Source organism: Burkholderia sp. MSMB1589WGS, from assembly GCF_001636105.1.
Lineage (GTDB): Bacteria > Pseudomonadota > Gammaproteobacteria > Burkholderiales > Burkholderiaceae > Burkholderia > Burkholderia humptydooensis.
This window is the reverse complement of record NZ_LNJT01000008.1, coordinates 2,842,288-2,853,635: the sequence shown is the minus strand read 5'-3', so window position 1 is coordinate 2,853,635 and position 11,348 is coordinate 2,842,288. Positions and strand designations below refer to the sequence as shown.

Annotated in this window: 15 protein-coding genes and 2 pseudogenes; 15 read left to right on the top strand and 2 right to left on the bottom strand. The window is 66.4% G+C overall.

Features of this window, described 5'->3' with window-relative positions; translation table 11 throughout:
- Positions 1 to 12 precede the first annotated feature (12 nt).
- From lysB to WT16_RS29690, 4 genes and pseudogenes are all read left to right on the top strand, one after another.
- Positions 13 to 402 (top strand): annotated as a pseudogene (gene lysB / locus WT16_RS29705) (Rz-like lysis system protein LysB); the annotation flags it as partial.
- Complete coding sequence (gene lysC / locus WT16_RS35340) at positions 323 to 598, top strand: Rz1-like lysis system protein LysC (protein ID WP_231892034.1); 276 nt, start codon at positions 323 to 325, stop codon at positions 596 to 598. The pseudogene lysB and the gene lysC, both read left to right, overlap by 80 nt.
- Positions 591 to 1,007 carry a phage tail protein gene (locus tag WT16_RS29695; protein ID WP_063533035.1) on the top strand — a complete coding sequence of 139 codons (417 nt, stop codon included), beginning with the start codon at positions 591 to 593 and terminating at the stop codon, positions 1,005 to 1,007. The genes lysC and WT16_RS29695 overlap by 8 nt, the downstream gene beginning before the upstream one ends.
- On the top strand, positions 1,004 to 1,471 hold the full coding sequence (locus WT16_RS29690; RefSeq protein WP_082874748.1) for a phage virion morphogenesis protein: 468 nt from the start codon (positions 1,004 to 1,006) through the stop codon (positions 1,469 to 1,471). Before WT16_RS29695 ends, WT16_RS29690 begins: the two co-directional genes overlap by 4 nt.
- 103 nt (positions 1,472 to 1,574) lie before the next feature.
- Here WT16_RS29690 and WT16_RS33375 read toward each other — a convergent pair whose 3' ends face one another.
- Both WT16_RS33375 and WT16_RS29680 read right to left on the bottom strand, forming a co-directional pair.
- On the bottom strand, positions 1,575 to 2,297 hold the full coding sequence (locus tag WT16_RS33375) for a hypothetical protein (RefSeq protein ID WP_231892035.1): 723 nt from the start codon (positions 2,295 to 2,297) through the stop codon (positions 1,575 to 1,577).
- A gap of 261 nt (positions 2,298 to 2,558) precedes the next feature.
- A complete protein-coding gene (locus WT16_RS29680; RefSeq protein ID WP_063533884.1) occupies positions 2,559 to 3,344 on the bottom strand; it encodes a site-specific DNA-methyltransferase in 786 nt (261 codons plus the stop codon).
- Positions 3,345 to 3,362: 18 nt separating this feature from the next.
- On the opposite strand from WT16_RS29680, the pseudogene WT16_RS33370 reads away from it, so the two are divergent.
- From WT16_RS33370 to WT16_RS29630, 11 genes and pseudogenes are all read left to right on the top strand, one after another.
- A pseudogene (locus WT16_RS33370) lies at positions 3,363 to 3,596 on the top strand (hypothetical protein); the annotation flags it as partial.
- Entirely contained in the window at positions 3,518 to 4,198 is a 681-nt protein-coding gene (locus WT16_RS29675; RefSeq protein ID WP_063534885.1) for a phage baseplate assembly protein V, read from the top strand. The pseudogene WT16_RS33370 and the gene WT16_RS29675, both read left to right, overlap by 79 nt.
- Positions 4,195 to 4,557 carry a GPW/gp25 family protein gene (locus WT16_RS29670; RefSeq protein WP_059929861.1) on the top strand — a complete coding sequence of 121 codons (363 nt, stop codon included), beginning with the start codon at positions 4,195 to 4,197 and terminating at the stop codon, positions 4,555 to 4,557. Before WT16_RS29675 ends, WT16_RS29670 begins: the two co-directional genes overlap by 4 nt.
- Positions 4,554 to 5,459 (top strand): baseplate assembly protein, encoded by a 906-nt coding sequence (locus WT16_RS29665; RefSeq protein ID WP_063534884.1) that lies wholly within the window; start codon positions 4,554 to 4,556, stop codon positions 5,457 to 5,459. Before WT16_RS29670 ends, WT16_RS29665 begins: the two co-directional genes overlap by 4 nt.
- Positions 5,452 to 6,006 (top strand): phage tail protein I, encoded by a 555-nt coding sequence (locus WT16_RS29660; RefSeq protein WP_063534883.1) that lies wholly within the window; start codon positions 5,452 to 5,454, stop codon positions 6,004 to 6,006. Before WT16_RS29665 ends, WT16_RS29660 begins: the two co-directional genes overlap by 8 nt.
- 10 nt (positions 6,007 to 6,016) lie before the next feature.
- The gene (locus WT16_RS29655; RefSeq protein ID WP_063535008.1) at positions 6,017 to 8,380 is read left to right on the top strand and encodes a phage tail protein; all 2,364 of its coding nucleotides are present in this window, start codon (positions 6,017 to 6,019) and stop codon (positions 8,378 to 8,380) included.
- Between the two features lie 16 nt (positions 8,381 to 8,396).
- On the top strand, positions 8,397 to 9,068 hold the full coding sequence (locus WT16_RS29650; RefSeq protein ID WP_063534882.1) for a tail fiber assembly protein: 672 nt from the start codon (positions 8,397 to 8,399) through the stop codon (positions 9,066 to 9,068).
- Positions 9,069 to 9,124: 56 nt separating this feature from the next.
- Complete coding sequence (locus tag WT16_RS29645; protein WP_063534881.1) at positions 9,125 to 10,297, top strand: phage tail sheath protein; 1,173 nt, start codon at positions 9,125 to 9,127, stop codon at positions 10,295 to 10,297.
- Between the two features lie 15 nt (positions 10,298 to 10,312).
- On the top strand, positions 10,313 to 10,822 hold the full coding sequence (locus WT16_RS29640) for a phage major tail tube protein (protein WP_014696837.1): 510 nt from the start codon (positions 10,313 to 10,315) through the stop codon (positions 10,820 to 10,822).
- A gap of 57 nt (positions 10,823 to 10,879) precedes the next feature.
- Positions 10,880 to 11,224 carry a phage tail assembly protein gene (locus WT16_RS29635; protein ID WP_063534880.1) on the top strand — a complete coding sequence of 115 codons (345 nt, stop codon included), beginning with the start codon at positions 10,880 to 10,882 and terminating at the stop codon, positions 11,222 to 11,224.
- An 8-nt stretch (positions 11,225 to 11,232) separates the two neighbouring features.
- Entirely contained in the window at positions 11,233 to 11,346 is a 114-nt protein-coding gene (locus WT16_RS29630) for a GpE family phage tail protein (RefSeq protein ID WP_063534879.1), read from the top strand.
- Positions 11,347 to 11,348 lie beyond the last annotated feature (2 nt).

The window sequence follows — 11,348 nt, the reverse complement described above, 5'->3', positions numbered from 1 at the left end:
TCGACCGCGCGTATGCGAAGTACGCCGGCGCGGGCAAGGCGGCCGCATGAGCTTCGCCCGCCTGACGCCGTGGCTGCGCTGATCGCGCTGATTGCGTTGGTCGCGAGTTGCCAGCACGGCCGCGCGCTGCGCGCGCAGCTCGACCGGGCGACCGACGACGCGCGCCGCGCGAAACACGAGGCGCAGGCGAGCGCTGCCGTCATCGAGCGTCTGTTGGCCGATGCCAAGGCGAAAGATGCGCAGCGCGCGCAGCTCGATCGCGCGCGCGCCGGCGTCGACGCGACGCTCGCGACCTATCGAAACGAACTGCGGAGACTGATCGATGAAAACACCGCCGTGCGCGCCTGGGCTGCTGGCGCTCTGCCTGACGACGTTGTGCGCCTGCACGCAAGCCCCGCCCTCAATGGCGCCGACGATTACGCTCAACGAATGCGCGGCGGTGACGCCGTGCACGATGCCGGCGATGGCGCCGCGCACCAACGGTGAGCTGAGCGACGCGTTGCACGTCGCGCGCGCGGCGTGGGCGCGCTGCGCGTCCGAAGTCGACATGATCGCGACGTGTCAGGCGCGCGTGCGGCGGGCGGACGGCCATGAATAAGCCGAACAGCCTGCGCGCGGCGCTCGTCGCCGCGTTGCCGCAGCTCAACGCCTCGCCGGACCAGTTGCTCGTGTTCGTCAACGAAGGCCGGATCGAGGCGACGGGCACGCGCACGGCGTCGTTCGACTATGAATACGAGTGCGAGATCATCATTCGCGACTTCATCGGCAACCCGGATGACGTGATGATCGCCGTTGTCGAATGGGCGCGCGCGAATCAGCCGGACCTCGTGACGAATCGGGACGAGCGCCGCAACTGCATGACGTTCGTCGCCGACATCCTGTCAAACAACGCCGTCGACCTCGGGCTCAAAATGAAGCTGTCGGAAAGCGTCGTGGTCGGAACCGATGAAGCCGGCAACCGGACGGTCGAGCACATCGACGACGCAGCCGACGAGTGGCTCTCGTGACGGACGATCTTCAGGCGCTCGAACGGTGGGCGGGTGGGCTGCTCGCGAAGCTGTCGCCGGCGGCCCGCCGTCAACTGCTGCGCGAGCTTGGCCGCGATCTGCGGCGCGCGCAGCAATCGCGCGTGGCCGCGCAGCGGAATCCGGACGGGTCCGCTTATGCGCCGCGGAAGGTGAAGGCAGGCGGCAAGCACTTGCGCGAGAAGGCCGGCCGTGTGAAGCGCGAGGCGATGTTCCGGAAGCTGCGCACCGCGCGCTATCTGCGCATCGATGTCGACAACATGGGCCTGGCGATCGGCTTTGACGAACGGCTCTCGCGCATCGCACGTGTCCACCAGGAGGGCCAGAAAGCGCCCGTCGAGCCGGGCGGCCCGCTCGCGCAGTATCCGGTTCGCGTCGTGCTCGGTTTCGCGGATGCGGATCGTGAGCTCGTGCGCGATCGGCTATTACGTCACCTGAACCGCTGAACCGTTCACCGCGGCCTTGAACCGCGTCGATGCGATCGCGCAAGAGGCCACATTCGATCGGCATCGTATGCGGCCCTCGGCTGTATGTTATGGAACTGGACAATCATTCCAAGGCTGCGCGAAAGTCGCCAACCTCGCCAAGCATGCTCCCCCTGTAGGCTTTCAAGGCCGACTCCCATTCATATTGCTTAGGATGCGCTGCAAACCAACTGTTGACAAAATTTTCTAGGCGATAAGTGCCACTCCAATCTTGGTTATCGCTTATCCAAAAGTCGTAAAGGTTGTTCGGGACGTTATCTGGCGAAAGCGTCTCCGCAAGCCATGACCAGAGATGATCACAGGGGATCATTGCGACGACGCCATAGATCGGCTCCATGAATTCGGCTACATAGTGTTCATGGGCAACATAAGCTTTTACTGCATCGTTCGGATTAATCGCCAGGATGTCTTTGATGTGCCACGACTTCATGATGGAGTCGGTGTAAGACAGATAACCTTCATAGCGAGCCTGTGCAAAAGCTGCCAGCATGTCTTCATGATGTTTTTTCGCGCGCGCCTCAACCAGACGATAATCTTGCTCTGCCCGAACGCAGTATGCTGCGTCCTGCACTGTGTATTGCCCGTAATTGCAGGGAGGCAAGGTACCGTTAGCAATGCCTTGAATGTAAGGCGAGTTAAGGGCATCTTGTGCCAAGCTATAGCATGCTTCCCAGAGTTGAGAAGTAATCGAGTTGGCTGGCGGTGGCGATGTGGAAACGTCTAACTTCGCCAGCGATGGATGGTCTAGTTGGATACGCCGCGGCGTCCTCGTCACGAGTGGCTTCATCATCATGCTCCGTCTATTTTATGGGGACACTTTATTTTTAGCGAAATAATTAATTAAATTTCGCATCGAGGCCGATTAAATCGAGCTCGATCCGTAGCTGAAATTTATATTTTTAATTACCCCGCCAGCAATGACCCCGTCCCGCGCATTAACGACCCTCAAGTACCGACGTTATTATAGGAGATAGGAATTAATATTTTTCCACCCCTATTTAAATTGAGGTTGAATCACATCATTCAATAATCCGCCGAATCGTTTCATTTAACTACTGCGCTGCCTGCCCCCTGAGTCATCCGTCGTAGCGTCGAGCCGGGCCGATGCGACCGCGTGATACGCCCCATTCGTCTCGCATCCGATCCAGTGCAACCCCGCCTCCCGCGCCGCGGCGAGAAACGTCCCCGATCCGGCAAACAGATCGCACACGACGCCGCCGGCCGGCACGAGCCGCACGACTTCGCGCGCTATATCGAGCGGCTTCTCGGTGACGTGTTGCTTCGGCACCGGCAAGCGGCACGGGAACACGCCCGGCAGATACACATCGCAGTCGCGCATTGCGCCGCGGCTCGCCCATACGACGAATTCGGCCTGTTGCGCGAAGCCGCCGCGCCGCGGCCGCGTGCGGCCGGGCGTCTTGTCCCATACCGCGACGCCGCGCAGGACCAAGCCGGCCGCCTGCACGACATCGGTCAGCGTCGGGAGCTGGCGCCAGTCGATGAAGCTCACGAGCAGCCCGCCCGGCTTCAACGCGCGGCGGCATTCGCTCAGCCAGGCGTGACACCAGAACGCCCACGCGCGCTGATCCATGTTGTCGCTCTCGAAGTCGGTATAGACGGTCTTCGTGTCGCTGTTGATGTACTTCGCGCTCGGCGGCCGCGAGCGCGCCGACGTGTGCAGCCCGCCCGACGAATACGGCGGATCGGTGAACACCATATCGATTGACGCGTCGGGCAGCATGCGCGCGAGCGTGAGTGCATCCATTGCGTGAAGTCGGTCGAGTAGCGGGGAAAGATCGGCCACGGGCGCGGCGTCGGTAGCGTGAATCGTCATCGTGTTGCGAGAGTGGAAATGCGCGCGCAGCACGTGCCGCACGCGCCGTTGCGTGTGTCGAGCGGCCATTGTCGACGCCCGATTCGCCGCGCGGATCACGAGCACGCTGTACCCGGCGGCACGACAAAGGCGAGTGCTCGCGCCCCGCGCGGGCGACCGGCACCATTGCCGGTATGGATGCGAACGAAATTCAACGGCAAGCACGCAACGCCGTGCGCAAAGGCTCGATTCTCGATGTCGACCACAAGGCGGCGCTTTGCCGCGTGGCGATCGGCGAATCGGACGACGACGGCCTGCAAACGAACTGGATTCCGTGGCTCACGCCCGCGGCCGGCAACACGCGCGAATGGTTGCCGCCGACGAAGGGCGAGCAGGTCGTCGTGCTCGGCGCGATGGGCGACCTTGCGCAAGGCGTCGCGCTGCGCGGCGTGTTCTCCGACGCGTTCCCCGCACCGGACAACGTGCCGAACACCCACACCCGCGTCTACGCGGACGGCGCGCGCGTGAGCTACGACCACGACGCGCATGCGCTCACGGCCGAGCTGCCCGCCGGCGCGACGGTGCGCCTCATCGCGCCCGTGTCGGTCACGGTCGAGACGGAATCGGCGACCGTGAAAGCCGCGGCGGTCACGCTCGACTCTGAACAGACCACCTGCACGGGCGCCTTGCTCGTGAAAGGGCCGCTCGTGTTCGAGTCTGGCATGACGGGCTCGGGCAGCGCCGGCGGCGGCCACGTCATGCGCATTGACGGCGCGGCCGATTTCACGGGCGAAGTGCGCTCGATGGGCAAGAGCGTGCCGTTCCACACACACCAGGCGCGCGGCGAATCGGCCGAAGTGAGCCCGCCGCTATGAGGGGCATGAACGCAGAGACGGGCCGCTCGATGTCCGGGCTCGATCACCTCGCGCAGTCCATCGGTCGCATCGTCTCGACGCCGCTTGGCTCGTGCATCCAGCGCCGCACGTTCGGCTCGGAACTGCCCGACCTCATCGACGCGCCGGCGAACGGCGCAACCCGGATTCGTCTTTACGCGGCGATCGCGACTGCGCTCATGCGATGGGAGCCGCGCTTGACCGTCACGCGCGTCCAGATTTCGGCGGCCGCCGCCGATGCCTTCGCCGGCCGGCAGTTCGTCGACATCGAAGGCTGGACCGACGAGCGCGACGAGCTCGTGTCGCTACGCGTGCCGCTGTCGAACGGGGGCGCATCGTGAGAAGCACGCCCATCGACCTCTCGCAGCTCCCGGCGCCGGACATCGTCGACCCGCTCGACTTCGAGACGCTGTTCGCCGAACGCAAGGCGCGCCTCGTGTCGCTGTATCCGGTCGAGCACCAGGCGGAAATCGCCGCGACGCTCGCGCTCGAATCCGAGCCCGTGACGCGCGTCCTTCAGGAGAACGCGTATCGCGAAGTCCTGCTGCGGCAGCTCATCAACGACAAATCGCGCGGCGTGCTGCTCGCCTATGCGCGCGGCACGACGCTCGACCACATCGCCGCGCTGTTCGATGTCGAGCGGCTCGTGATCACGGCGGCTGATCCGCAGAACGGTATCGATGCGGTCTATGAGGACGACGACAATCTGCGCGAGCGCGTGCAGCTCGCGCCGCGCGGCTTCTCCGTCGCCGGCCCCGAAGAGGCGTACGTGTTCCATGCACGCGCGGCGGACGGCCGCGTGCTGTCCGCGTCCGCGCGCAGCCCCGAGCCGTGCGTGATGGTTGTCACGGTCCTGTCGCGCGAAGGCGACGGCACGGCGAGCGACGCGCTCATCGACATCGTGCGCGCGGCGCTCGAAGGCGTGCGCCCGCAAACCGACCAGGTGATCGTGCAGAGTGCAAAAGTCGTGCCGTATGCGATCCGCGCGACGCTGCGCTTCTTCTCCGGCCCGGATCGCGGCGTGGCGCTCGCGGAAGCCCGCAAGCGCACCGACAGGTTCGCGGCGGACATGCGGCGCATCGGCATGGAAATCACGGTCGACGGCCTGCACGCGGCGATGCGCGTCGCCGGCGTGCAAAAGGTGTTGCTCGACGCGCCGGCGGGCGGCGTTCCCGTGACGCACGAGCAGGCGCCGTACTGCACGGGAATCGAGCTGATCGACGGCGGGGTCGCGGATGACTAAGTTGGCAACCTCGCTGCTGCCCCCGAACGCGACCGCGCTCGAACGCCGGATCGCGGAGACGAACGCGCGCATCAGCGCGATTCCGGTCGACATCGGCACGCTGATGGACCCGGACGCGATCCCGCTGCGGTTTCTGCCGTGGCTCGCGTGGCACCTCGGCGTCGAGACGTGGAAGGACTACTGGCCCGAACAGGTGAAGCGCGCGCGCGTGAAAGCGGCGATCCGGATCGCGCGCAAGAAAGGCACGGCCGCGGCCGTGCGCGAAGTGTGCGCGTCGTTCGGCGCGAACGTCGCGATGCGCGAGTGGTTCGAGAAGACGCCGAAGGGCCGGCCGGGCACGTTCGAAATCCTGATGACGGTCGGCGCGCGCGACGGCATCCCGGCGACCGCCGAATACGTCGCCGACATCATCGCCGAAGTCGACCGGGCCAAGCGCGGCACCGCGCACTACACGTTCACGCAAGGTTTCAGCGCAACGGGCACGCAGCGCATCGGCGCGGGCGCGCGCGCGGCGGTGTATCGCCGCCTGTCCCTCACGGATATCTGACATGGCAGGAATGCTCATCAACATCACCGACGCCGGCCGCGCGGCCCTGGTCGCCGGCGGCAACACCGGCACTACCGCGCGCCGCGTCGTCGAAATCGGGCTCGGCACTGCGCCGTTCGCGTTCGACCGCGGCATGAAGACGTTGCCGAACGAGCGCAAGCGCGTGTCCACGTTCGGCGGCGAAAACGTCGCGCCGGACACGGTGCATGTCGTGATCCAGGACGACACGGGCGATCAATACTCGCTGTACGCGTTCGGCCTGTATCTCGACAACGGCGTGCTGTTCGCCGTGTACGTGCAGGACACGACGATTCTCGAAAAATCCCCCGCGGCAATGATGCTGCTCGCGACCGATGTCGTTTTCGCGACGATCGACGCAGCCAAGCTCGAGTTCGGGCCGGCGACGTTCCTGAATCCGCCGGCGACGACCGAGCGCAAGGGCGTGGTCGAGCTCGCCACGCAGGCGGAAGTGGACGCCGGCGACGACGACACGCGCGCGATCACGCCGAAGACGGCGAGGCGGCGCTACGCGGCGCTGTCGGGCGCGACGTTCGACGGCCGCGTGCGCGTCGTCGCCGATGTCGACGAGCGCGCCGCGCAGCTCGACGTGTCGCCGAAGACAGCCGGCGTCGGCAAGGCCGGTAAGGCACGCCTGTTCGGCACGTTCGGCGACGCGACGCTGCCCGATCTGAGCCCGCGCCTGGTCGCGACGCTGCGCGCGGGATTCGACGCCGGCGCATGGGGCCGCGAGTATGTCGACGTGTGCGTCAACGACGGCACGAACAACGATGCGGCGAGCGACGCGAAGCAGAAGCGCGTCGCGCGCTTCACGTCGGGCGGCCGCGTGCTGATCGGCGAGCGCGCGGATGATGGCAAGACCGCGCTGCAGGTACGCGGCGGCGTTGACGCGTCGGAAGGCGTCACGGCGCGCGCGATCGACGCCGGCGGCGCCGGCGGCCAGTTCCGCGCGGTCTGCGAAGGCTACGGCGCGCTCATCCGCAACGACGGCTGGAGCGTCTATTTCCTGTCGACACCGAAGGGCGCGCCGGACGGCACCTACAACGACTATCGGCCGTTCTCGTGGTCGCTGACGACGGGACAGGTGATCGTCGACGGCAGCGGTGCGGGCGCTGTCTTCGGCGGCAACGTCAAGATCGGTCACGACCTGATTGTCGGGCAAGGCGCCGGGGAGGCGCATATCAGCCTCGGCCCCCTCGACGGCTACCACTACGCGAGCAAGAGCGCGGTCGGCTGGTGGTCGCCCACCCTCGGCTCGTTCCATTACGAGTTCGCGAATCGCACCTTTCGCGTCGACGGGCGGATCGTGTGGCACGAAGGCAACCTCGACCCGCTCGACAAAAGCAAGGGCGGCACGCTGGCCGGCGATGTGTCGTTCGCGCCCGGCAAGCGGCTCGTGCTCGCCGAAGGCAGCCCGGCCGCGCCGTCGCTCACGTTCGCCAACGACGGCGCGCCGGATACCGGCCTCTATCACGCGGCCGATGGCGAGTTCGGCGTGACGTGCAACGCGCGCGCCGTCGTGCGGTTCTCGCCGTCGCTCGTGGCCTTCGAAGAAGCTGTCACCGTGCCGACGCCGCCGGCGGCGGATCGATCGACGCGCGTCGCGACGACGGAATGGGTGCGCTCGGTCCTGTCGGCGACGACGATCGGCCAGATTGTCTTCGAGCCGCGCACGACCGTGCGGCCGGGCTTCCTCAAGGCGAACGGCGTGCTCGTGAACCGTGCCGACTATCCCGAGCTGTGGGCGTATGCGCAGGCGAGCGGCGCCCTCGTCTCCGATGCGGACTGGATGAAGGATCGGTGGGGCTGCTTCTCGACCGGCGACGGCGCGACGACGTTCCGCCTGCCCGAGCTGCGCGGCGAGTTCATTCGTTGCTGGTCCGATGCGCGCGGCGGCGTCGACGCAAGCCGGCAGATTGGCGCATTCCAGGGCGACCAGAACCACACGCACGCGCACGGGGCAGGGGCGAGCGAAGCGCCGGACCACGTGCATTCGGCCTGGACCGACGTACAGGGCTGGCACGACCACCACGGTTGGACGGCCGCAGCGCCAGACCACCAACACATTTCGCCGTGGGGCGAGAACCCGCAGATGTACAACCCGCCGTGGGGAACGTGGGGCTCGCCCAACAACCGTGGCGCGCAAGGCAGCGACAACGACAACGTGTACGGGATGACGAGCCCGGCCGGCAACCACGGGCACGAGTTCAACACCGAAGGCGCCGGAAATCACCAGCACAGCGTCGGCGTCGGCGGCGGTGGCCGCCACGCGCACGCGATCACGGTTCAACCCGACGGCGGCGACGAATCCCGCCCGCGCAACGTCGCGCTGCTCGCGCTGATTCGCGCCTACTAACCACGAGAGACACGACATGCTGATTCACCACTACGACCCGGCAACGGGCGAATACCTGAGCAGCGGCCAGCCGGACGCCGATCCGCGCAACGACGGCCGCTGGCTGATTCCGGCGTCCGCGACGCTCGATGCGCCGCCGGCGCGCACGCCGACCACGTGGCCGTTCTACCGCGACGGCGCGTGGTTCCTGTTGCCGGACTACCGCGGCCGCGTCTGCTATCGGACGGACACCGGCGAGCCGGTCGAGATCGCGATCGCGGGCAAGACGCCGGCCGACCTCGGCCTGACGACCGAGCCGCGCCCGTCCGAGCGGCACGCGTGGATCGACGGCGCGTGGACCGTGCCGCCCGAGCTGATCGCGCGCGAGAAGCGCGACGCGGCGATGGCCGAGTTCGAGCGGCTGTTGGCGATCGCGCGCCGGGAGAACCTCGGCAAAGCCGACGCCTACGCAGCGGGCCAGCTCGACGACGAGCAGACGTACTACTTCAAAGCCTGGTCGGCCTACCAGATGGCGCTCGTTGCCGCGATCCAGAAAGACACGTTCCCGGACGCGATCGCGTGGCCCGACATGCCCGCGCCCTACGTGCCGCCGCCGCCCGAGCCCGTCGCGCCCGAAGGCATGCCGCCCGCCGAGCCGGCCGCCGCCGGCGACGCCGCGCGGCCGGACGCCGAACACGCCCCGGCCTGACGCCGGCCCGATCACCGGGAATCCTCCCGATTTTTACGTAACAGGAGCTGCACACCATGCCGCAGGATTACCACCACGGCGTTCGCGTCATCGAAATCAACGAAGGCGGCCGGCCGATTCGCTCGGTGTCGACGGCCGTGCTCGGCGTCGTCTGCACGGCGGCCGACGCCGACGCGAGCGCGTTTCCGCTGAACACGCCCGTGCTGCTGACGAACGTCGTCGCCGCGCTCGGCAAGGCCGGCAAGAAAGGCACGCTGCGTCGCACGCTCGACGCGATCGGCCAGCAGACGAAGCCGCTGACCGTCGTCGTGCGCGTCGCCGAAGGCAAGGACGAAGCGGAGACGACCTCGAACGTCATCGGCACCGTGACGCCGGAAGGCAAATACACGGGCATCAAGGCGCTGCTCGCCGCGCAGGCCGCGCTCGGCGTCAAGCCGCGCATTCTCGCCGCGCCCGGCCTCGATACGCAGCCGGTCGCGGCCGCGCTCGCGGCGACTGCTCAGTCGCTGCGCGCGATGGCCTATGTGTCGGCGTCCGGCTGCAAGACGAAGGAAGAAGCCGCCGCGTACCGCAAGCAGTTCGGCCAACGCGAAATCATGGTGATCTGGCCGGACTGGCTCGGCTGGGACGACACGACGAACTCGACGGCCGTCATCCCGGCGCCGGCGATCGCCGCCGGCTTGCGCGCGAAGATCGACAACGACATCGGCTGGCACAAGACGATTTCGAATGTCGTCGTGAGCGGCGTGTCCGGCATCAGCGCCGACGTGTCGTGGGATTTGCAGGACCCGGCGACCGATGCGGGCTACCTGAACGAGCACGAAGTGACGACGCTCGTGAACCGCAACGGATTCCGGTTCTGGGGCGAGCGCACGTGCTCAGACGATCCGAAGTTCGCGTTCGAGAACTACACGCGCACGGCGCAGGTCGCCGCCGACTCGATCGCCGAAGCGCAGATGCCCGTCGTCGACGGCCCGCTGAATCCGTCGCTCGCGCGCGACATCGTGGAAAGCATCAACGGCTGGTTCCGGCAGCAGGTCGCGAACGGCTACCTGATCGGCGGTAGCGCGTGGATCGATCCGGAGCCGAACACGGCCGACATTCTCGCGTCCGGCAAGGCGTACATCGATTACGACTACACGCCGGTTCCGCCTCTCGAAAATCTGGTGCTGCGCCAGCGCATCACCGACCGCTTCCTCGCCGATTTCCCGGCGCGCGTGGCGGGCTAACAGGAGTCAAACGCGATGGGTATGCCTCGAAAACTGAAGGGCTTCAACGTCTTTCACAACGGCGCGAACTTCGTGGGCGAAGTCGAAGAGCTCAACCTGCCGAAGCTCAAGCGCAAGATGGAAGCGTGGCAAGGCAGCGGCATGACCGGCCCCGTGAAGATCGATTTCGGCAACGAAGAGCTTCAGCTCGAATGGACGTGCGGTGGCTTCATGGTCGAAGTGCTCGAACAGTACGGCGCCGTGCAGCACGACGGCGTGCTGCTGCGCTTCGCCGGCGGCTATCGGCGCGAGGACAGCAAGAAGCACGACCAGATTGAAGTGGTCGTGAAGGGCCGACATGAGGAAATCGACATGGGCACCGCGAAGGCGAAGGAAGACACGAAATTCAAGATCACGACCAACGCCAGCTACTACAAGCTGACTGTGAACGGGCGCGACCTCATCGAACTCGACTTCGTGAACGCGGTCGAGAAGATCAACGGCATGGACCTCGCGTCGGATCTTCGCCGCGCGATGGGCCTGTAATCGAGCGCCCGCGTCGAGCGCGGGCCATTCCAATTTCACATTCAATCAGGAAACACCATGACGACCATCGACAGCGCCAACATCGAAACGACGGGCCACGCCGCGCTCGACGAGAACACGCACACGCTCGACACGCCAATCGAGCGCGAAGGGCAGACCATTACGCAGGTGACGTTGCGCAAGCCGGCCGCGGGCGCGCTGCGCGGCACGTCGCTCGCCGCGCTCGTGAATCTCGATGTCGACGCGCTGCGCAAGGTGTTGCCGCGCATCAGCACGCCGACGCTGACCGAGTTCGACGTGGCCGGCATGGACCCGGCCGACCTCGTGGCGTTGGGGGGCATCTTCGCCGGTTTTTTGATGCCGAAGGCGCTGAAAGCGAGCATGGAATCCCGGATCGCGTAGAAGACGCGATGGCCGATTTGGCGACGGTGTTTGGCTGGACACCTGGCGATATGGCCGCCTTCTCCCTGGCCGAATTGATGGACTGGCGCGAGCGCGCCCGGATACGTAGCGGAAACGAGTGACG